The sequence below is a fragment of the Kitasatospora herbaricolor genome, assembly GCF_030813695.1.
Classification (GTDB): domain Bacteria; phylum Actinomycetota; class Actinomycetes; order Streptomycetales; family Streptomycetaceae; genus Kitasatospora; species Kitasatospora herbaricolor.
The window spans coordinates 3,777,620-3,798,433 of record NZ_JAUSVA010000002.1 but is presented as its reverse complement, the minus strand read 5'-3'; the positions used below and the strand labels follow the sequence as shown (position 1 = coordinate 3,798,433).

At 75.5% G+C, this 20,814-nt stretch carries 14 protein-coding genes and 1 pseudogene; 11 read left to right on the top strand and 4 right to left on the bottom strand.

Annotated features, from left to right (window positions below):
• The first annotated feature begins 59 nt into the window (after positions 1–59).
• Entirely contained in the window at positions 60–1,187 is a 1,128-nt protein-coding gene (locus J2S46_RS16845) for a GuaB3 family IMP dehydrogenase-related protein (RefSeq protein ID WP_191289676.1), read from the top strand.
• 56 nt (positions 1,188–1,243) lie between these two features.
• On the opposite strand, the gene J2S46_RS16840 is transcribed toward J2S46_RS16845, so the two are convergent.
• Positions 1,244–1,810, bottom strand: a complete 567-nt coding sequence (locus J2S46_RS16840; RefSeq protein ID WP_191289677.1) for a hypothetical protein — start codon at positions 1,808–1,810, stop codon at positions 1,244–1,246.
• A gap of 278 nt (positions 1,811–2,088) precedes the next feature.
• Between J2S46_RS16840 and J2S46_RS16835 the strand changes: the two genes are divergently transcribed.
• On the top strand, positions 2,089–4,110 hold the full coding sequence (locus J2S46_RS16835; RefSeq protein ID WP_191289678.1) for a serine/threonine-protein kinase: 2,022 nt from the start codon (positions 2,089–2,091) through the stop codon (positions 4,108–4,110).
• Positions 4,111–4,122: 12 nt separating this feature from the next.
• On the opposite strand, the gene J2S46_RS16830 is transcribed toward J2S46_RS16835, so the two are convergent.
• Positions 4,123–4,689 (bottom strand): SHOCT domain-containing protein, encoded by a 567-nt coding sequence (locus J2S46_RS16830; RefSeq protein ID WP_191289679.1) that lies wholly within the window; start codon positions 4,687–4,689, stop codon positions 4,123–4,125.
• 96 nt (positions 4,690–4,785) lie between these two features.
• On the opposite strand from J2S46_RS16830, the gene J2S46_RS16825 reads away from it, so the two are divergent.
• The 8 genes and pseudogenes from J2S46_RS16825 to J2S46_RS16790 all read left to right on the top strand — a co-directional run bounded on the left by J2S46_RS16825 (position 4,786) and on the right by J2S46_RS16790 (position 17,365).
• Positions 4,786–5,862, top strand: a complete 1,077-nt coding sequence (locus J2S46_RS16825; RefSeq protein ID WP_191289680.1) for a serine/threonine-protein kinase — start codon at positions 4,786–4,788, stop codon at positions 5,860–5,862.
• A 162-nt stretch (positions 5,863–6,024) separates the two neighbouring features.
• Positions 6,025–7,677 carry a serine/threonine-protein kinase gene (locus J2S46_RS16820; RefSeq protein WP_268255683.1) on the top strand — a complete coding sequence of 551 codons (1,653 nt, stop codon included), beginning with the start codon at positions 6,025–6,027 and terminating at the stop codon, positions 7,675–7,677.
• 105 nt (positions 7,678–7,782) lie between these two features.
• Complete coding sequence (locus J2S46_RS16815) at positions 7,783–9,411, top strand: succinic semialdehyde dehydrogenase (protein ID WP_191289681.1); 1,629 nt, start codon at positions 7,783–7,785, stop codon at positions 9,409–9,411.
• Between the two features lie 207 nt (positions 9,412–9,618).
• The gene (locus J2S46_RS16810) at positions 9,619–11,451 is read left to right on the top strand and encodes a GMC family oxidoreductase (RefSeq protein WP_191289682.1); all 1,833 of its coding nucleotides are present in this window, start codon (positions 9,619–9,621) and stop codon (positions 11,449–11,451) included.
• Positions 11,452–11,777: 326 nt separating this feature from the next.
• Positions 11,778–13,391: a hypothetical protein gene (locus J2S46_RS16805; protein WP_307350372.1), complete on the top strand. Its 1,614-nt coding sequence runs from the start codon at positions 11,778–11,780 to the stop codon at positions 13,389–13,391.
• Between the two features lie 1,185 nt (positions 13,392–14,576).
• The gene (gene guaA / locus J2S46_RS16800; RefSeq protein ID WP_073924259.1) at positions 14,577–16,172 is read left to right on the top strand and encodes a glutamine-hydrolyzing GMP synthase; all 1,596 of its coding nucleotides are present in this window, start codon (positions 14,577–14,579) and stop codon (positions 16,170–16,172) included.
• A 179-nt stretch (positions 16,173–16,351) separates the two neighbouring features.
• Positions 16,352–16,873: pseudogene (locus J2S46_RS16795) on the top strand (DoxX family protein); the annotation flags it as partial.
• Positions 16,874–16,921: 48 nt separating this feature from the next.
• Complete coding sequence (locus J2S46_RS16790) at positions 16,922–17,365, top strand: Rieske (2Fe-2S) protein (protein WP_370882315.1); 444 nt, start codon at positions 16,922–16,924, stop codon at positions 17,363–17,365.
• A gap of 73 nt (positions 17,366–17,438) precedes the next feature.
• Here the strand turns inward: J2S46_RS16790 and J2S46_RS16785 are convergent, their stop codons facing one another.
• Together J2S46_RS16785 and J2S46_RS16780 are read right to left on the bottom strand one after the other, a co-directional pair.
• Complete coding sequence (locus J2S46_RS16785; protein WP_191289685.1) at positions 17,439–17,756, bottom strand: hypothetical protein; 318 nt, start codon at positions 17,754–17,756, stop codon at positions 17,439–17,441.
• A complete protein-coding gene (locus J2S46_RS16780) occupies positions 17,753–19,195 on the bottom strand; it encodes a PspC domain-containing protein (RefSeq protein WP_191289686.1) in 1,443 nt (480 codons plus the stop codon). Before J2S46_RS16780 ends, J2S46_RS16785 begins: the two co-directional genes overlap by 4 nt.
• Positions 19,196–19,327: 132 nt before the next feature.
• Here J2S46_RS16780 and J2S46_RS16775 point away from each other — a divergent pair, with 132 nt between their 5' ends.
• Entirely contained in the window at positions 19,328–20,806 is a 1,479-nt protein-coding gene (locus J2S46_RS16775; protein WP_229912643.1) for a PspC domain-containing protein, read from the top strand.
• Positions 20,807–20,814: the final 8 nt, after the last annotated feature.

Below are 20,814 nucleotides of genomic sequence, written 5' to 3'. Positions count from 1 at the left end.
TACTGGGGTCGGCCGGGGTGACCCGGCAGGTATGAGCAAAAAAACCGGAAGGGCTCGAAGTGACTGAGATCGAGATCGGGCGAGGCAAGCGCGGACGCCGGGCGTACTCCTTCGACGACATCGCCGTCGTCCCCAGCCGCCGTACGCGGGACCCGAAGGAGGTCTCGATCGCCTGGCAGATCGACGCCTACCGCTTCGAGCTGCCGTTCCTGGCCGCCCCGATGGACAGCGTGGTCTCCCCGCAGCAGGCCATCAACATCGGCCGGCTCGGCGGGCTCGGCGTGCTGAACCTCGAAGGCCTGTGGACCCGCTACGAGGACCCGCAGCCGCTGCTCGACGAGATCGCCGCGATCACCGACCAGGCCGCCGCGACCCGCCGGCTGCAGGAGATCTACGCGGCCCCGATCCAGGCCGACCTGATCGGGCAGCGCATCAAGGAGGTCCGCGAGTCGGGCGTCGTGACGGCCGCCGCGCTGTCGCCGCAGCGCACCGCGGAGTTCTCCAAGGCCGTGGTGGACGCCGGCGTCGACGTCTTCGTGATCCGCGGCACCACCGTCTCCGCCGAGCACGTCTCCGGCGCGGCCGAGCCGCTCAACCTCAAGCAGTTCATCTACGAGCTGGACGTGCCGGTGATCGTCGGCGGCTGCGCCACGTACACCGCCGCGCTGCACCTGATGCGCACCGGCGCGGCCGGCGTGCTGGTCGGCTTCGGCGGCGGCGCCGCGCACACCACCCGCAACGTGCTCGGCATCCAGGTGCCGATGGCCACCGCGGTGGCGGACGTCGCGGCCGCCCGCCGGGACTACATGGACGAGTCCGGCGGCCGGTACGTGCACGTGATCGCCGACGGCGGCGTGGGCTACAGCGGCGACCTCGCCAAGGCCGTGGCCTGCGGCGCGGACGCCGTGATGATCGGCGCGGCGCTGGCCCGGGCCACCGACGCCCCCGGCCGGGGCTTCCACTGGGGCATGGAGGCCGTCCACGAGGAGCTGCCGCGCGGCAAGCGGGTGGACCTCGGCACGGTCGGCACCACCGAGGAGATCCTCACCGGCCCGTCGCACACCCCCGACGGCACCATGAACCTCTTCGGCGCCCTGCGCCGCGCGATGGCCACCACCGGCTACTCGGAGCTCAAGGAGTTCCAGCGGGTCGAGGTCACGGTCAACTCGGCCCCGCAGCAGGGCTGACGACGACATGGGCAGGGCCCCGCCGGATCCGGCGGGGCCCTGCGCGTACCCGGGGGTCAGGCGCTGATCCGCCGGGTGAAGACGAAGCCCTCGAAGAGCGCGATCCCGTAGAACAACGCGTCCATCGGCCCCAGGACGGCCTTCCAGTCCTCCAGGGTGACGCTGAACTCCGGGCCGTACAGCTCGCCCAGGGAGGCGCCGGTGAGTTGGTGCAGGTACAGGCCGACCCCGAAGAACTGGCCGAGCAGCAGTGACAGCGCCGCCAGCAGGGCGCCGGCCACCGGGAGCACCGGGTTGCGGCCGCCCAGCTTGCCCAGCGGCCAGGCGACCGCCGCCGCCAGGCCGATGACCAGCCAGCCGAACTCGCGGTCCAAGGCCTTCATCAGGAACCCGTAGGCCAGCGCGCCGACCACCGCCGCGCCGAGCGCGGCCGCCAGCGCGGCGCCGGCGTTCGGCCGGCGGGGCGCGGCGGCCGGCAGCGGGGCGTACGCGTACGGTGCGGGCGCGCCGGGCATGCCGGGCGCCACGTAGCCGGCCGGGGCGTCGGGCTCGTACAGCGGGGCGGCGTAGTGCTGGGCGGCCGGGGCTGCCTTGCCGTCAGGGCCTGGCACGGATGCGGTCATGCGGGTTCCCCCCGGGGAAGTGTGGTGCGGCGCGGCGTCGAAGATAGCAGCGCCGATACGCGCTCGAACACCGGCTTTTGATTACGGGTCGGGCACAGAGCGCCGGTCGCGCAACGGCGTACGCCGGTGCGGGCCCCGGCCGGGCGGCCGCCCGGCCGGGGGCCGGGTGGTCGCGGGCCCCCCGGACAGGGGATGATGGAGGCTTGGCATGCGGAGCCCTACGCCGGGCCGATACGCCGTCACTTCGACCGCCAGCACCACATGGGGGAACTCTCCAAATGACCCAGGCGCAGGGTTCCACCGGCCGTCTCCTGGCCGGACGCTACCGGCTGGACGCGGTGCTCGGACGTGGCGGTATGGGTACCGTCTGGCGGGCCGAGGACGAGATGCTCGGCCGGGTCGTCGCGGTCAAGGAACTGCGGATGCACGGCGGTGTCGACGAGGAGGAGAAGCACCGCCTGATCGTCCGCACCCTGCGTGAGGCCAAGGCGACCGCGCGGATCCGGCACACGGCCGCGGTCACCGTCTTCGACGTGGTCGAGGAGGACGACCGGCCCTGGATCGTCATGGAGCTGGTGGAGTCCCGCTCGCTGGCCGAGGTGATCAAGGAGGACGGGCCGCTCACGCCGGTCCGGGCCGCCGAGATCGCGCTCGACGTCCTGGGCGTGCTGGTCGCCGCCCACAGCCACGGCATCCTGCACCGTGACGTCAAGCCGTCCAACGTGCTGATCGGCGAGGACGGCCGGGTGGTGCTCACCGACTTCGGCATCGCCAGCGTCGAGGGTGACGCCTCGGTGACCTCCACCGGCATGCTGGTCGGCGCCCCCTCCTACATATCGCCCGAGCGGGCCCGGGGCCAGAAGCCCGGGCCGCCGGCCGACCTGTGGTCGCTGGGCGGCACCCTCTACGCGATGCTGGAGGGCCGCCCGCCCTACGACCGTGGCTCGGCGCTCGCCACCCTGACCGCCGTGATGACCGAGGACCTGGCCGCGCCCGCCAACGCCGGGCCGCTGAAGCCCGTCATCGAGGGACTGCTGGAGAAGGACCCGGCCCGCCGCCTGGACGCCTCGCAGACCCGCGCGATGCTCCGCCGGGTGGTCGCGCAGGCCACCGTGAAGTCCGAGGCGACCACCCAGCAGGCGGTGCCGGTGGCCGGCACCGACCGCCCTGCCGCCGCTGCCGCTGCCGCTGCCGCCCCCGCTGCCGCCGCCCCGGCGGAGGAGCCGGGCACCCCGGCCGGCCCGGAGGCCCCCGCCGGCGGCGCCAAGCGCCCGGTGGGCGGGCTGCTCGGCACCGTCCGGGTGGGGAGCCGCTCGAAGGCGCCCGCGCAGGCGCCGGCGGAGCCGGAGCGGCCCGCCGCCACGCCGGCCGCCGCCGTCGGTACGGCTGCCGCTGCCGGTGCTGCCGCCGGGGCCCCGGCGGCCGCGCCGGGGGCCGGCCAGTGGTCCGCCGGCGAGACGGTCAGCGCCCGGCCGGGCGCCCGGCTGGTGCGGGCCGTCGGCGGGCGCCGGCGGGCGGTGATCCTGGCCGTGGTGCTGGCGCTGCTGCTGATCGCCGGCGTGGTGCTGGCGCGGACGCTGGGCGGCTCCGAACAGAACGACGCGGGCAAGGGTGGCGGCCGGAACGGCGCCGCCGCCACCGCGGGCGGCGCCAACCCGCCCGCCCCGGCCGGCGACACGGCCTCCGGCGAGCCCGCGGGGAGCCCGCCGGCGGCGCAGAGTCCGGCCCCCGGGGCCTCCTCCCAGGACGCCGGGCCCGGCCCGGCCCGGACCACCCCGGCCGGCGAGCCGCAGGCCTCTCGCTCCGCGGGCCCGGTGGCCGCGACCACGCCGGCGGCGCCGGCCGGCCCCGCCGTCCCGGCCGGCTACCACGAGCACAAGGACGCCGCCGGGTTCAGCATCGTGCTGCCGGACTGGCTGGCCGACGCGGGCGAGGACTACGACCACACCAGCCGCAAGTTCGAGGGCCAGGGCCTGAAGCTGGTCGTCGACTGGACCCAGCCGGGCGGCGCCAGCGCCCTGGCCGACTGGCAGAGCGCGGAGTCCGGCCAGCGCGGCGGGTACCAGCGCGTCGCCCTGCAGGCCATCACCTACCGGCAGTGGACCAACGCCGCCGACTGGGAGTGGACCTTCAACAGCAGCGGCGGCACCCGGATGCACTCGCTCAACCGCGGCTTCGTCACCGGCGGCGGCAAGTACGGGTACGCCCTCTACTGGACGACCACGGACGCCGCCTGGGCCGCGCCCGGCAACGTCCAGGCACGCCAGACCGGCTTCGACAGCTTCCAGCCCGCGCCGTAGCCGCGCAGTCGTTCAGCCGAGCAGGCGCTGCTTGGCCCGGCTGAACTCCTCCTCGGTCAGGGCGCCGGCGGTCCGCAGGGCGGCCAGCCGCTCCAGCCGGTCGAGCAGGTCCTCGCCGTCCGCGGCGGCGGCCGGGGCGGCCGAGGCCGGGGCGGGGGCTACGGGCGCGGCGGCGGCCAGGGCGGCCTCGTAGGCGCTCCTGGCAGCAGCGGCACCGGCCCGGAGCCGCTCGGCGAAGGGTTCGGCCTTGACCACGTCCTCGAAGCGGTGGGCACCGGTGAGCGCCACCACCTGCAGCACCTCGCCGTTGAACGTCGTCCGGCTCACCCGCACCTCGGTGACCGCCTCCAGCGGAACCGGCAGCGGGGGCTTGCCGTCCTTGAGGAAGAGCAGCCGGTGGGTGGTCAGCACCAGGGTGCCCTTGCGGAAGTGGTCGGGGTGTCGGGCGGCGGTTGCCGCCACCGGCCTCTCACCGGGTGCGATGGTGGCCTCGACGGTCCGCACGGCCGCGGCCCGGCGGTCGCCGCTGCCGTCCCCGGCCACGTCGAAGGCCACATCGATGAGATCGGTCCAGTCCATGGACCGAGCGTACCCACGTGGGGCACGTACGCTGGCGGTGACGAGAGGATCAGCATGCTGGCGGGCCCCGGGCAGGTGTTGGCAGGGCGGTACCGGGTGACGGACCGTCCGGAGTACCTGCGGGTGCTCGCGCAGGACGAACAGAGCGGCACCTCGGTGCAACTGACGGGGCTGGAGCTGCCCGGACTGCTGACCGCCGTGGACCCGGCGTACGGCGAACCCGGCTACGGCGAGCCGGTGCACGGCGACCCGGTGCCCGCTCAGGGCGAGCGGCTGGTCCGTCGGGTGGCCGCGGTGGCGGCCGGCGTGCCCAAGCATCCGCGGCTGCTCGGCGGCGCCGGGGCCTTCGTGGACGACGAACTGCTCTGGACGGTCGAGGAGTGCCCGGCCGGCGTCCCGCTGGCCGCGCTGCTGGAGGACGGGCCGGTGCCGCCCTACCGGGTGGCGGAGCTGGCGGCGGACCTCGCGGGAGCACTGCGGGCGCTGCACGAGGCCGGTCTGACGCACGGAAACGTTTCGGTCGACACGGTGCTGGTCTGCGAGGACGGCGCCGCCCTGCTCGGCGGGCTGGACGCGGGCGTGGCGCTGGAGGCGCTCTGCGAGGAGCTGGGCGGCCCGGCCGGCCGGCGCCGGTACGAGGTGCGTGCCGGACTGCTCGGCCCCCGGACCGAGCGCTGGCCGATGGACGGCGGCCCGGCCGGCGACTGCTGGGCACTGGGCGTCCTGCTGTTCCGGCTGCTCAACGGCGCCGCGCCGTACCCCGAGGACGACCTGGCGACGCTGCTCGGCGCCGTCCGGGACGACCGGCGGGCCTCCACCCACGGGTGCGGCCCGCTCGGGCCGCTGGTCGAGCGGCTGCTCCAGCCGGACGCGGCGCTGCGGCCGACGGCCGTGCAGGTCTGGCGGGAGCTCACCGAGCTGCTCGCGGCCGCCCCGGAGCCGTTCGGCCCGGTGCCGCCGGTGCTGCTGCCGGTACGCCGTCCGGAGGGGCCGCTGGTGCCCCGCGGGCGCCGGGGCGGGCGCGCCGCCGGACCGGCCGCGGACGCCGACGGGAGCGGCCCGCAGCCCCGTCCGCCGCGGGTGCCGCCGGCGCTGCTGGGGCCGCTGCTGCTGGCCGCGGTGCTGGTCGCGCTGGTGCTGGCGGTGGGCGCCGTGGTGTTGTTCGCAGGCTGACGGGCCGTGCGGCAGGTCACAGGGCGGTCACGTGGCCGGGGCGGGATCCTCCCGGTGGATCCTCCGGCCTAATCTGTGCGTGAGAGTTGTTCGAACGGTGGTCAGCGGTGCACCGGACCCTCCGTCGGGGTGACGGCAGGTGGATGAGGGGGAGCGGTCGCCATGGGCGTTCAGGACAGGCCGGAGACGGCTGCGGAGCAGCGCCTGCTGGCGGACCGCTACGAACTGGGGGAGCGCCTCGGCCGGGGCGGCATGGGCACCGTCTGGCGGGCCCGGGACAGGATGCTCGACCGCGAGGTCGCGGTCAAGGAACTGACCGTCAGCCACCTGCCCGAGGAGGAGCTGGAGATCCTCAACGCCCGGATGAAGCGTGAGGCCAGCGCCGCCGCCCGGATCAAGCACCCCGGCGTGATCACCGTCCACGACGTGCTGGAGCAGGACGGCCGGCCGTGGATCGTGATGGAGCTGGTGGACGGCCGCTCGCTGGCCGACGTGATCAGCCAGGACGGCACCCTGCTGCCCCGGGAGGCGGCCGAGGTCGGCGCCCAGGTGCTGGCCGCGCTGCACCGCGGCCACCAGCTCGGCGTGCTGCACCGGGACGTCAAGCCCGGCAACGTCCTGCTGGAGCGCGGTACCGGCCGGGTGGTGCTGCTGGACTTCGGCATCGCCACCTACGAGGGCTCCGCCGAACTGACCCGCCCCGGTGACCTGGTGGGCTCGCCCGACTACCTGGCGCCCGAGCGGGCCCAGGGCGAGCGCCCGGGGCCCGCCTCGGACCTCTGGGGCCTGGGCGCGACGCTGTACGCGGCGGTGGAGGGGGAGTCGCCGTTCCGGCGGACCTCCCCGCTGACCACGCTGGCCGCGGTGGTCGGCGACCCGCTGCCCGAGCCGCGCCGGGCCGGCGCGCTCGGACCGGTGCTGGCGGCGCTGATGGCCAAGGACCCGGCCGAGCGGCCGACCGCCGACCAGGCGCTGCGGATGCTGGCCGAGGTGACCGCCGGGCACACCATGGGTTTCAAGAAACCCGAGCCGAAGAGCGCGCCGAAGGTGCCGACCCAGTCGGTGCCGGTGGTGGACCGCACCACCACGCCGCCCGCCGGGACGGACCCGGAGCCGGCCACCGTGCCGCAGCCGGCCGGCGTCTCCCGGCCGGGCGCCGCCGGGCCGCCCGCCGCCCCCGCCGGCCCGGCCCGCCGCGCCCCCAGGGCCCGGCTGGTCCTCCAGGTGGCGGCGCTCGGCCTGGCGACCGCGCTGGTGGCCGGCGGCGCCGCGTACATGGTGACGGCCAAGGACGCCCCGGGCGGCGGGGCCGGCCCCGGGCCGACCCCGACCGTCCAGCAGTCCCCGACCTCCGGCGCGCCGGCCGCGGCCGGCTACCGCTGGACGGAGGACCCGGGCGGATTCCGCTTCCTGCTGCCCTCCGTGGGCCCCGCCTGGGAGCGGACGACCGGTGACAACCAGATCTACTACAGCCCCGACAACAAGGCGCACTACCTCCAGTTCGCCGTCACGGTCGGGCAGTCGACCTCCCCGCTGGAGCACCTGCAGCAACTGGAGGCCAGCGTCTCCAAGAACCTGACCGGCTACAAGCAGGCCAGGATGGCCGACGCCAAGGTCAAGGGCCACGACGCGGCGGTCTGGGAGTTCTCGTACGCGGCCAAGGAGGGCGGCCGCCGGCACGCGATCGAGGCCGAGTTCATCGACGACCAGGGCACCGCCTACGCCGTCTACCTGTCCTGCCCGGACAAGGACTGGACCGAGGGCGAGCGCCGCTTCACCACGGTGCTGAACAGCTTCGAGCCCGTCGTCCGCTGACGGCGGGCACCGCCCGGGCGCCGGGCGGCGGCGCGGGGAAGTCGCCGGAGTTTTCCGGTTACTGGCGGGTACCGAACCGGCCGCCGAGCGCTTAGGCTTCGCCGCATGACCGACCTCACGGCAGATGCACAGGCGCCCGCCCAGCCCGGACGCAACCCCGCGGCGCCCGGCGGCGCCCGTACCGTCGCCTCGGCGGTCACCCCCGCCCTGGTCGCCCGGCTCGCGGCCGGCGTGACCGCGGCCGGCGAGCCCGTGCCGGTGCACACCGTCGCACCGCTCACCGGCGAGCGGCTCGCCACCCTGCCGCAGTCCACCCCCGCCGACGTGGAGCTGGCCTACGAGCTGGCCCGCCGCGCCCAGCACGGCTGGGCCGCGCTGCCGCTGCGCCGGCGGGCCGCCGTCCTGCTGCGCTTCCACGACCTGCTGCTCCAGCGGCAGGACGAGGTGCTGGACCTGATCCAGGCGGAGACCGGCAAGGCCCGCCTGCACGCCTTCGAGGAGGTGCTGGGCGCCGCGCTGGCCGCCCGGCACTACGGCCGCGCCGCCCGGAAGTACCTGCGGGACCGCCGCCGGGGCGGCGCCGTGCCGGTGCTCACCCACACCGTCGAGGCCCGCCGGCCGAAGGGCGTGATCGGGCAGATCTCGCCGTGGAACTACCCGCTTGAGCTGTCCGTCGGCGACGCGCTGCCCGCCTTCGTGGCCGGCAACGCGGTGGTCAACAAGCCGGACACGCAGACCGCGCTGACCGCCCTGTGGGCCCGGGAGCTGCTGGTCGAGGCGGGGCTGCCGGCCGACCTGTGGCAGATCGTGATCGGGGACGGCCCGGTGATCGGCCCGGCCGTGGTCGAGCACGCCGACTACGTCTCCTTCACCGGCTCCACCCGCACCGGCCGCGAGGTGGCCCAGAAGGCCGCCGCCCGGCTGGTCGGGGCCTCGCTGGAGCTGGGCGGCAAGAACGCCCTGCTGGTGCTCGCCGACGCGGACCTCGACAAGGCCGCCGAGGGCGCCGTCCGGGCCTGCTTCTCCTCGGCGGGGCAGCTCTGCATCTCGGTCGAGCGGCTCTTCGTGCACCGCTCGGTCGCGGACGAGTTCCTGGCCCGCTTCGCGGCCCGCACCGGCGCGCTGCGGCTCGGCGGCGGCCTCGCCTACGGCGCGGACATGGGCTCGCTGGTCTCCGACCGGCAACTGGAGGTCGTCACCCAGCACGTCAAGGAGGCGGTCAAGGCCGGCGCCACCGTGCTGGCGGGCGGCCGGGCTCGCCCCGACCTCGGCCCGCTGTTCTTCGAGCCGACCATCCTGGACGGGGTCACCCCGGGGATGGCGGTCTGCGCCGAGGAGACCTTCGGCCCGGTCGTCTCGGTCTACCGCTTCGACACCGAGGACGAGGCCGTCGCGGCGGCCAACTCCACCTCGTACGGGCTGAACTCCAGCGTCTGGACGAAGGACCCGCGGCGCGGCCGGGCGGTCGCGGCCCGGCTGCGCACGGGCACGGTCAACGTCAACGAGGCGTACGCGGCCGCCTACGGCTCGGTCGCCTCGCCGATGGGCGGGATGGGCGACTCCGGGCTCGGCCGCCGGCACGGCGCGGAGGGGATCCTGCGCTACACCGAGGCCCAGACCATCGCCAGCCAGCGGCTGCTGCCGATCGGCCCGTCGCTCGGCATGGACGACGAGAAGTTCGCCGCGCTGTTCACCACCGGACTGCGGGCGATGAAGGCCTTCCGGCTCAAGTAGGCGCGCCCGGCCGGGCCTGTGTGCGCAGGCCTGTTTGTGCTCGGCCCGGTTGTGCCGGGCCTGGTTGTGCCGGGCCCGACGGGCGGGCGGTCCCGGGCAGGGCGGGCGACAGGGCGTCCGTCCGCCCGTCCGGGTACCCGGACGGGCCCGGCAGTCGATCGGTAGGCCGGTGGTGCGCCGGCCGGTAACGCGAAGGAGCAGCGGGCGATGGCAGTGGCACCGGAAGCGACCCCGGCGGGGCGGCAGCCCGCGGAGGCCGACGAGTTCGACTACGACGTGGTGGTGGTCGGCTCCGGCTTCGGCGGCTCGGTCACCGCCCTGCGGCTCACCGAGAAGGGGTACCGGGTCGCCGTCCTGGAGGCCGGCCGCCGGTTCCGGGCGGACGAACTCCCGGCCACCTCCTGGGACACCAGGAACTACCTCTGGGCGCCGGCCCTCGGCCTGTACGGCATCCAGCGGATCCACCTGCTGGCGAACGTGCTGATCCTGGCCGGCGCGGGCGTCGGCGGCGGCTCGCTCAACTACGCCAACACCCTGTACGTGCCGCCGAAGCCGTTCTTCGAGGACCGCCAGTGGAGCCACATCACCGACTGGCAGGAGGAGCTGGCGCCGTTCTACGACCAGGCGCAGCGGATGCTCGGCGTCCGGCTCAACCCGACCGTCACCCCGGCCGACGTCCACCTCAGGGCGGCGGCCGAGAAGATGGGCGTCGGGGACACCTTCCACCTGGCGCCGGTCGGGGTGTTCTTCGGTGACGGCAAGGACTCCGACGGCACCGCGAAGGCCGCGCCCGGCGCGGAGAGCGAGGACCCGTACTTCGGCGGCGCAGGGCCCCGGCGGCGGGCCTGCACCGAGTGCGGCGAGTGCATGACCGGCTGCCGGCACGGCGCCAAGAACATGCTCACCGAGAACTACCTCTACCTGGCCGAGCGCAACGGCGCCGAGATCCACCCGCTCACCACGGTGTCCCGGATCCGGGAGCAGGGGGAGGGCTTCGCGGTCGACGTGCGGCGCACCGACTCGCGCTCCCGGGACCGCGTGAAGGCCGGCGCCCGGACGATCACGGCGGCCCGGGTGGTGGTCGCGGCGGGCACCTACGGCACCCAGAGCCTGCTGCACCGGATGCGCGACGGCGGTCACCTGCCCGGCATCTCGGCCCGGCTCGGCGAGCTCACCCGCACCAACTCCGAGGCCCTGGTGGGGGCGCAGACCAACGACCGGCGCTACGGCTCGAAGGCGGACTTCACCAAGGGCGTCGCGATCACCTCCTCGATCCACCCCAACGCCAACACCCACATCGAGCCGGTCCGCTACGGCAAGGGCTCCAACGCGATGGGCGCGCTCTCGGTGCAGCAGGTCCCCGGCGGCGGCCGGGCGCCCCGCTGGCTGACGTACGCGATCACGGCGGCCACCCACCCGGTCAACTTCGCCCGCTCGATGAGCCTGCACCGGTGGTCGGAGAAGACCATCATCGGCCTGGTGATGCAGTCGCTGGACAACTCGATCACCGTCTCGCTGAAGACCAAGGGGCTCGGCAAGGGCAAGCTGACCTCCCGGCAGGGCCACGGCGAGCCGAACCCGACCTGGATCCCGGCCGCCGAGGAGGGCGCCAAGGCGCTCGCGGCGGAGATCAACGGGTTCCCCGGCAGCACGGTCGGGGAGATCTTCGACATCCCGATGACCGCGCACTTCCTCGGCGGCTGCCCGATCGGGGACGCCCCTCGGACCGGTGTGGTCGACCCGTACCACCGGCTCTACGGGTACCCGGGGATCAGCGTGGTGGACGGTTCGGCGGTCTCGGCGAACCTCGGGGTCAACCCCTCGCTGACGATCACCGCGCAGGCCGAGCGCGCCATGTCGATGTGGCCCAACAAGGGCGAGGCGGACCCCCGACCGGCGCAGGGCGAGGACTACCGCCGGGTCGCGGCGGTGGCCCCGGTGCGGCCGGCGGTGCCGAAGGGTGCCTTCGGGGAGCTGCGGCTGCCGCTGCTCGCGGTACCCGCGGTGCCGGCCAGGCCGGCCCCGGCGGAGCTGGACTGACCGCTCCCGGGCGGGAGTTCGGGCCCGTACCGTCGGCGGTTGACAGTCTCGGACGGCCGGTGGGATAAACAGGGGCTCATCGAGGGCTTGCGACGACGGGGGACGCGGCTATGGCCATCTGTGCATCGTGCGGGGCTGCTTCGGCGCAGGGGGCGCGGCGCTGCGCCTCCTGCGACCGGCCGCTCGCGCCGCCACCACCACCGCCCTCGGCGCCGCCGCTCGCAGGGCCGGTCGCGGCGCCGGCCGCGGCGTCCTTCGCGCCGCCGGCCGGGCCGCCCGCCGCAGCGGTGCCGGTGCCGCCCGCCGCGCCGCCGACCGCGCCTCCCGTGGCCGCGCCGGCCCCGCCGCAGCCCACCGCCGCCCCGGCGGTGGGCAGTTGGGGTGCGGGCACCCCGCTGGCCGCGGGAGCGGAGCAGCCCGCCGCGCTGCGCTGGTTCACCGGCTCGGACTGGCGTCCGGCGCTGCGGGTGGTGGTCGCACCGACCCTGGTGCTGCTGCTCGCCGCTCTGCTGGCGGCCGTTCCGGGCAGCTACGGTGGCGAGTTCCCGGCTCCGTTCGGCACCCGTTACGGCGGCGCCCTGGCGGCGGCCCTGGCCGCGCTCGGCGCGCCCTTCGAGGGCCTGGTGTCGATGGGCGGCGGGCGGACGTCGATGTCGCTGGCGTACACCGTGCGGGTCCTCCCGATGACGGTCACCCTGCTGTGGGCGCTGGCGCTCTGGGCCGGGCTGCGGTCCGGGCTGCGCCGCCGGCAGGCCCGGACCGGCGGCCAGGCGGGCCGGCGGTTCGCCTTCGGCGAGGCGGCCAGGACGGGGCTGGTGGCGGCCGCCGTCACGCTGCTGCTGGGCCTGCTCTGCGGGACCCGGTGGCAGCCGGCCGAGCGCGGCCGCGGGAGCTACGACGAGGACCGGTACGAGGGGCTGTTCGGCGGCCCCGCCTTCGAGCTGGACGCCGGCTGGGTGCAGGCCCTCGGCTGGACCTTCCTGCTGGCCGGGCTGATCGCCCTGGCCGTGTACGGGACGGACGCCCTGCGCTGGGCGGCCTGGCGCAACGCCGGGGTGCGCGGCTGGGCGGTGGCCGGGCTGACGGCGGGGCGGGTGATCGCGACGGTGGTCGCCCTCGCCTCGGTGGCGGCCTTCGTGATCGTCGCGGCGCAGGGCGAGGGCGGGCTGACCCTCGCCTCGCTGGCGTTCCTGCCGAACCTCGGCCTGCTGCTGCTCGGCTTCGGCTCGGGGGCGACCTTCGAGGCGGGCCGGCAGAACTACGCGGTGTCGGGGTACGACGGGGACGGCTACTCGCCCGGCCGGTTCCAGTACTCCTTCTTCGACCTGAAGGACCTGCCGGGCGACTGGCGCTGGACGGGCCTGCTGGCCCTGGTGACGGCGGCCCTGCTCGGCTGGACGGCGTTCCGCCGCCGGTTTGACACGGTGGACCGGATCCGGCTCGCGGTGGTCCACGGCGTCGCGCTGAGCCTGCTGATCCTGCTGGCGGGGGCCGTGCTGACCACCGAGGGGACGGGCGCGGGGAGCGTCGCCTCACGGATCGGCGGGGAGAAGTCCTCGGTGGGTCTGGCCTTCGGCGGCGTGCTGGCGGCGAACCTGCTCTGGGCCGCGGCGGGCGCGCTGGCGCTGCCGCCGCTGCTCGCCATGCTGGGGGTGCGCCGGCCGGCCGCCGGCCCGGGCGTGCCCGCGACGGGTGCGCCGGTGGTGCCCGCGCAGGGCGGGTACGCCGGCGGCGGGGCGGACGCCGGGGTGCCGGCCCCGGTGGTGCCCGCGCCGAGCGACCTGCTGGACTCGCACGGACCGGACGTGCACGGACCGGACGCGCTGGACGTCGGCGGGCGGAGCCGGGAGGCGCACGACGGGGCGCGGCCGGCGGCCGGCGACCGCACCGCGGCCGAGGACTCCTCGGTCTGGCGCAAGCAGGACCCGGCGGACTCGTAGCGGCGCGCGCCGGAGAAGGGCCACCGGAAAAGGGCAAAGGGCCCCGCGGGGGAACGGGGCCCTTTGTCGCTCAGCACTCGGCGTCAGGGCTGCGCCGGTGCTGTGGTGACGGCGCCGGGGGAAGAGCGCCGTCGCGGCGGATGGCTTCGGATGTCGCGCGCGGCCGGCGTGGGTGAGCCGGCGTGCGGCGCGTGTGCGCGGTCGTGCGCGGTCCGCCGCGCCTGCCGGGACGGGCCGACGCTCACGGAGCGTGAGGTGATGACCGTTGTCGCCGTCGGGTTGCGGCGGCACCGGCACGGACCCGCCGCCGACCTGACCGCGGTCGCCGGGCGAACCCCCTCCCTCAGCATCGTGCTGGACGGGCCCCTTGCTCTGCAACCGGTTCGACGCAGTTCGGCACAGTCCATTTCGCCGGGAGCCCCGCGCGCAGGCCCGCCGGGAGGCCGGTAGGGAGGTCCGCCCGGGCCTGCCGGAGCGGCCGGCGGGGGCTCCCTGGAGGGTCCGGGTACGACGGGTGATGATCACGTTGCGTAGTGGTCCGCGGGCCGGAGCGCACGGGGACGCGCGTAGCGGCGCGCGGTGCCGGGGACGCGCGCCGTCGGCGCTGTCGGGTACTCCGGCCGGCCCCGGGACAGGGGTGACGGGAGGCGGCCCGCGGGACGGGTACGGGGGCGCGCGGGGGACGCCTGCGCGCCGGGTCGGGTCGGGACGGGTCGGGTCGGCGGTGCGGCGGCCTGCGTCCGGGCGTCCCCGGGCGCAGGCCGCCCCACCTCCTTGGACCCAGTCGCGGCCGGGGTCGCTGTCCCCTGCTGTCCGGTCGCGGCACCCGCGCACGGTCCCACGGCGGGCCGTCCCCCCGGCTGACCGGGAGGGCGGCGGCGCCACGTGCGCCGGTGGACTGGCGATGAGCTCCACGCGTGGTCCTGCAAGCCCGTACGGAACCGCCCCCGGACTGCGGGGCCGAGGCGGCGCACCAGGCGGGTGCGACGCGGTCGTACGGTCGTGAGGAGAAACGAGCCGGCGGCCCGGGCGGTCACGGTGCCAACAGGGTGACGTACCGGGTGAAGCGGGAGGCCCCGGGCGGGCCGGTAGACTGGGGGCCGACACCCCCACATACCACCCGCCGCCGCCCTGCCGGGCGCCGTGGCGTGTGGCACCTCCCGTTCCGCTGCCGGAAGGCCGTTCGTGTCCTCTGCTACCCCCGACCACTCCGTACCGCCGGCCGACACCGTCCTGGTCGTCGACTTCGGCGCCCAGTACGCCCAGCTCATCGCCCGCCGCGTCCGTGAGGCCCGGGTCTACAGCGAGATCGTGCCGAGCACGATGCCCGTGGAAGAGATGCTGGCCAAGAACCCCCGGGCGATCATCCTCTCCGGCGGCCCGTCGTCCGTGTACGCCGAGGGCGCTCCGACCGTCGACCGGTCGCTGTTCGAGTCCGGCGTCCCGGTCTTCGGCATGTGCTACGGCTTCCAGCTGATGGCCACCACGCTGGGCGGCACCGTCGACGACAACGGCGCCCGGGAGTACGGCCGTACCCCGCTGCTCGTCTCCAAGACCGGCTCGACCCTCTTCGAGGGCACCCCGGCCGAGCAGTCGGTGTGGATGTCGCACGGCGACGCCTGCTCGGCCGCGCCGGAAGGCTTCACCGTCACCGCGTCCACCGACGTGGTCCCGGTCGCGGCCTTCGAGAACGACGAGAAGAAGCTGTACGGGGTCCAGTACCACCCCGAGGTGATGCACTCCACGCACGGCCAGCAGGTGCTGGAGCACTTCCTCTACCGGGGCGCGGGCATCGAGCCGAACTGGACCACCACCAACGTGGTGGAGGAGCAGGTCGCGCTCATCCGCGAGCAGGTCGGCAGCAAGCGCGCGATCTGCGGGCTCTCCGGCGGTGTCGACTCCGCGGTCGCCGCGGCGCTGGTGCAGAAGGCCATCGGCTCGCAGCTGACCTGCGTGTACGTGGACCACGGCCTGATGCGCAAGGGCGAGACCGAGCAGGTCGAGAAGGACTTCGTCGCGGCCACCGGCATCCAGTTGAAGGTCGTCGACGCCGAGGAGCGCTTCCTCGCCGCCCTCGCCGGGGTGAGCGACCCCGAGACCAAGCGGAAGATCATCGGCCGCGAGTTCATCCGGGTCTTCGAGCAGGCCCAGGCCGAGATCGTGGCCGAGGCCGGCGCGTCCGGCGAGGACGTCGCGTTCCTGGTGCAGGGCACGCTCTACCCGGACGTGGTCGAGTCCGGCGGCGGCACCGGCACCGCGAACATCAAGTCGCACCACAACGTCGGCGGCCTGCCCGACGACATCGAGTTCGAGCTGATCGAGCCGCTGCGCAAGCTGTTCAAGGACGAGGTCCGGATGGTCGGCCAGGAGCTCGGCCTGCCGGAGGAGATCGTCCAGCGCCAGCCGTTCCCCGGCCCGGGCCTGGGCATCCGGATCGTCGGCGAGGTCACCAAGGAGCGCCTGGACCTGCTGCGCGAGGCCGACGCCATCGCCCGCGAGGAGCTCACCGCGGCCGGCCTGGACCGTTCGATCTGGCAGTGCCCGGTCGTGCTGCTGGCCGACGTCCGCAGCGTCGGCGTGCAGGGTGACGGCCGTACCTACGGCCACCCGATCGTGCTGCGCCCGGTCTCCTCCGAGGACGCCATGACGGCCGACTGGTCGCGGGTGCCCTACGAGGTGCTGGCGAAGATCTCGACCCGGATCACCAACGAGGTCGACGAGGTGAACCGCGTGGTGCTGGACGTCACCAGCAAGCCGCCGGGCACCATCGAGTGGGAGTAGGTCTCCCGCCGGACTGAACAGCCGCGCCGTCGCACCCGTATCCATGGGAGCGACGGCGCGGCCGTTCGCGGTGCGGGGGCCGCCCGTCGGGTGGGCCCTCCCACCGAAAGCGCTCGGCAACGGGCAGAATCGGACCGGATCTGTCAGGGGGCTGACGGGCCGAGAGGGAAGGTGGAGGCATGTCGCAGGCCAGCAACGACCGGCCGGGCGGTACGGAGCCCGGTGGCGGCGACCGGGTGGAGCGGCTCAGGCGGCTCGCCTCGCAGTACGCGCTGCTGCCGCTGCGGCTGTTCCTCGGCGTGACCTTCGTGTACGCCGCGTTGGACAAGCTCTCGGACGCGCACTACCTGGCCGGCGCGGGCGACCCGGCCTCGTTCGTCTCGCAGACCCAGGCGGTGAAGGCGGCCAGCCCGATCTCCTTCCTGCTCGGGCCCGCCCTGGACCAGCCCACCTTCTTCGCCCTGCTGATCGCCTTCGGCGAGCTGGCGGTCGGGCTGGGCACCCTGTTCGGCCTCTGGGGCCGGATCGCGGCCGCCGGCGGTGCGCTGATCAGCGCCAGCCTCTGGTTCACCGTCAGCTGGGGCGTCACGCCGTACTACCTGGGCAACGACCTGGCCTACCTGATGGCCTGGACCCCCCTGGTGCTGGCCGGCACCCCGTACCTCTCGGTGGACGGCTACCTCGCCGCGCGGGCCGGCCGGGACCGCGCCCGGGGCCTGGGCGGCCGGCAGATCCGGCGCCGGTCCCTGGTGGACGGCTCGATCGCGGCGGTGGCGATCGGCGGCGCCGGGCTCCTCGCCGGATCGCTGACGGCGACCTTCGGACGGGACAGGACGGTCAAGCCGCGGCAGACGGCGGCGCCGACCCCGGTGCCGGCCGGCCCGGTGGTCTCGGTCGCGGTCTCGGCAGTCCCGGTCGGCGGCTCGGCCCAGGTCAAGGACCCGGCCACCGGCGACGCCGTCTACATGGTCCAGCCGACCGCCGGCCGGTACTGCGCCTTCTCCTCGGTCTGCACGCACTCCGGCTGCGCGGTCGACGCCCCGAAGAACGGCCAGATGTACTGCCCCTGCCACGGCTCGAAGTTCGACGCCGCCACCGGCGCGGTGATCAACGGCCCGGCGACCAAGCCGCTGCCCAAGTACGCCGTGACCAAGGAGGGCGACAAGCTCAACCTCGGTCCGCTGCAGGCCTGACCCGGCCCCGCGGGGGCCGCACGGCAGGGAGGAGGCCCGCGCGGAGCGGGCCCGGCGCCCCGGTGGGGACGGCTCAGCGGCCGTCCGCCCCGGGGCGCTCGCCGTCCAGCAGGCCCAGCTCGCGCAGGTGGGCGTCCAGGTCGCCCTCGGGGGTGCCGGGGGCACCGGGCGCCGTCCGCGGGGCCGCGGGCGCCTCGGTGCGGCCGCGCCGGGCCATCGCCAGCACCGCGCCGGCCAGGCCCGCGGTGCCGAGCACGATGAACGTCACCGGGATGACTATCCGCCCGTTCACCGAGAAGTCGTTCAGCGAGGCCACCAGGTAGAGCGTGGCCACCACGGTGAAGAGGGCCCCCGCGATCAGCGAGAACAGGTCGAGCCGGTGCTTCCTCATGCCTGGACCACCTTGATGTCGCCGAGCCCGACCGTCAGCGAGAGGTCGAGCGTCCCCTTCGGTGCCTGCCCGTTCAGCGGGTGCAGTTCGTAACTGCGGTCGTTGCTGTCACCGGTGTCGTCGATCCCGGTGATCTGTACGTTGCCGAGGATGTGCCTCGCCCGCACGTCGACCAGGACATCCGGGGGTACCAGGACCGTCAGGTCGCCCGCGCCGACCCGGACGGTCGTGCTCAGGGTGGCCCCGGCCGGGTCCAGCCCGCGCAGGTCGAGCGTCGCGCTGCCGGCGCCCAGCCGGTACTCCCCGTGCAGCTCGCCCGCGGTCGCCGGGGCCCAGACCCGGTCGCCGAAGGCGTCGCCGACCGTCACCCGGGAGTGGCCGGTGGTGGCCAGCGCGACGGTCAGCAGCAGGGCGGGCACCACCAGCCCCCGGGCCCGGCCGAACTTCGCGCCGACCAGCAGGGTCAGGCCGATCCCGAGCAGCAGCGCCGCCAGCACGGTGGTGAGCAGCACGTCCTTGCCGAGGCCGCCGGGGCGCACCCAGACCGCCGCGCAGACCCCCACCGTCACCAGCAGGCCGAGCGGGCCCAGGAAGGAGCGGTCGCGGCAGCGCGCGGGCGGCGAGGGCCGCCCGGCGGGGGCCGCCGCGGGGGCCTTGCGCAGCGGGTCGCCCTCGGGCAGGTCGGTCCGCTGCCACCAGGGCCGGGCCGGTGCGCCGGGCGCCGCGGCCGGGCCGGGGTACGGGCCGGCGTACGGGTTGCGCTCCGGGTGGCGCGGATCCCAGAGGTAGCCGGTCGGGCCGGGGTGCGGGGTGTCCAGGGGGACGGTCCCGGCCTCGCGCTCCCGGGCGTGCCGGGCCCGGGCGTCCGCGTCCTGCCGGTCCTCGCCCCCGGCCGTGGCGTCCGTCACCGCCGGTCCGTCCCCGAAGGGCGCCCGGGCGTACAGCCGGTCGTAGGGGCCGCCGTGGCGCCGGCCCCGGCGGCGCCGGCGCTGCCGCCCGCCGCGCCGCTGCTCGGGGTCGTGGCGCACCGCGAGGAAGACCAGGCCGCCGAGCAGCAGCAGCGGGAAGAGCTGGTCGCCGTCGCCCATCGAGGAGAAGAAGACGCCGGTGCCGATCACGGTCAGCAGGACCGCGCCGATCGACTGGCCGTCCACCCGGCCGGTCAGCACCCGCTGCAGCTCGGTGCGCCCGTCCCGACCCTCCCCGGGCTCGACCGGCATCACCAGCCAGGCCAGCCCGTACAGGAAGAGGCCGAGCCCGCCGGAGAGGCAGAGCACCGCGATCACGACCCGGAACACCACCGGGTCGATGTCCAGGTGCCGGCCCAGACCGCCGCACACGCCGGCCACCACCCGGTGGTGCTCGCTGCGGGTCAGCGGGGGGCGCTCGGTCTCCGGCGGGGAGAGCGGCCCCGCCCCCGGCGTGTGGTCGTCCGTCATGCCTCCATCCTGGTGGCCCGCGGGCGGTTGCCCAACCGTTCCCGGCCCTGTCCGGACCCTGACTTGTCCCTGAGAGATCCTCGGGGCTCACCCTGATGCGCCCGGGCCCGCGCGCGTGTGACCATCGGTGGCGTGGCAGCACCCGGTACCGATCCCAAACCCCACGTCCCTGACACCCCGTCGGCGGCGGGCGGCGACCCGGCCTCCCCGGCCGAGGGCCGCCCGCCCTACCGCCGGCTCTACCGCAGCCCGCACGGGCGGATGCTCGGCGGGGTCGCGCACGGCCTCGCCGTGCACCTCGGGCTGCCGGTCACCTGGGTGCGGGCCGCGTTCGTGCTGCTCTTCTTCGCGCAGGGGATCGGCGCCCTGCTGTACGCGGCGTTCTGGTTCGTGGTGCCGATCGGCATCGGCGAGCCGGCCCCGGGCAGCGCCGCCCACTGGGCGTACGTCGACGGCGCGTTCGTGCCCGCCGCGCCGGGCCAGAGCGGCAGTGCGCTGCGCAAGGGCGGTCCGGGCCGGGTGGCCCGGCTGCGGGAGCTGCTGCAGCGGACCTTCCAGGGCGAGCCGGCGCTGCCCGCCGCGGCCGCCCCCCCTGCCCAGGAGGGGGCCGCGGCGCCCGCCGAGCGCGACGGCGCCGGGAAGCAGGGGCTGGGCCAGCTCGCCGCCCTGGTGATGCTGGTGATCGGCATCATGGCGCTGCTGAACGCCCTGAACATCCAGACCGCCAAGCCGTACACCTGGCCGCTGCTGGCGATCGGCGTCGGTGTCGCGCTGGTCTGGCGCCAGGCCGACGACTCGCGCTGGCAGCGCTGGTTCGGCCTGGAGGAGGGTGAGCGGCGGCGCGGGGCCTACACCCGGGTCGGCGCCGGTGTGCTGCTGGTGGTGGCGGGCATCATCGGCTTCCTGATCCTGCAGGGCACCGGCTCCACCATCGGTTCGGTGATCGAGGCCTCGATCGCCGTCCTCGCCGGTGTGCTGGTCCTGGTCGGCCCGTACGCGCTGCGGATGTGGCAGGACCTCGGCGCCGAGCGCACCGCCCGGATCCGGGCCCAGGAGCGGGCCGAGATCGCCGCGCACGTCCACGACTCGGTGCTGCACACCCTCACGCTGATCCAGCGCCGGGCGGAGGACCCGAAGGAGGTGCTCCGGCTGGCCCGCGCGCAGGAGCGCGAGCTGCGCCTGTGGCTCTACCGGCCGGAGGCCGCCGCCGAGGACGCGCCGGACACCCTGGCCGAGCGGATCCGCGAGGTGGTCGCCGAGGTCGAGGACCGGCACGGGGTGCCGGTGGAGCTGGTCTGCGTCGGCGACTGCCCGATGGACGAGCGGATCTCGGCACAGATGCGGGCCGCGAGGGAGGCGATGGTCAACGCGGCCAAGTACGGTGGCGGGGGACCGGTCCAGGTCTACGCCGAGGTGGAGGGGCGCACGGTGTCCGTCTTCGTACGCGACCACGGGCCCGGCTTCGACCCGGACGAGGTGCCGGAGGACCGGATGGGCGTTCGCGAGTCGATCGTCGGCCGGATGAAGCGCAACGGCGGCACCGCGAGGGTGCGGCCCGCGCCCGACGGCGGGACCGAGGTCGAGCTGGAGATGGAGAGAGCAGATGACTGAGCCTGCAG

Coding starts and splice junctions, on each gene's coding strand:
- J2S46_RS16840 (WP_191289677.1), bottom strand. CDS start 1,810: ATGACCGCATCCGTGCCAGGCCCTGACGGCAAGGCAGCCCCGGCCGCC.
- J2S46_RS16835 (WP_191289678.1), top strand. CDS start 2,089: ATGACCCAGGCGCAGGGTTCCACCGGCCGTCTCCTGGCCGGACGCTAC.
- J2S46_RS16830 (WP_191289679.1), bottom strand. CDS start 4,689: ATGGACTGGACCGATCTCATCGATGTGGCCTTCGACGTGGCCGGGGAC.
- J2S46_RS16820 (WP_268255683.1), top strand. CDS start 6,025: ATGGGCGTTCAGGACAGGCCGGAGACGGCTGCGGAGCAGCGCCTGCTG.
- J2S46_RS16815 (WP_191289681.1), top strand. CDS start 7,783: ATGACCGACCTCACGGCAGATGCACAGGCGCCCGCCCAGCCCGGACGC.
- J2S46_RS16810 (WP_191289682.1), top strand. CDS start 9,619: ATGGCAGTGGCACCGGAAGCGACCCCGGCGGGGCGGCAGCCCGCGGAG.
- J2S46_RS16785 (WP_191289685.1), bottom strand. CDS start 17,756: ATGAGGAAGCACCGGCTCGACCTGTTCTCGCTGATCGCGGGGGCCCTC.
- J2S46_RS16780 (WP_191289686.1), bottom strand. CDS start 19,195: ATGACGGACGACCACACGCCGGGGGCGGGGCCGCTCTCCCCGCCGGAG.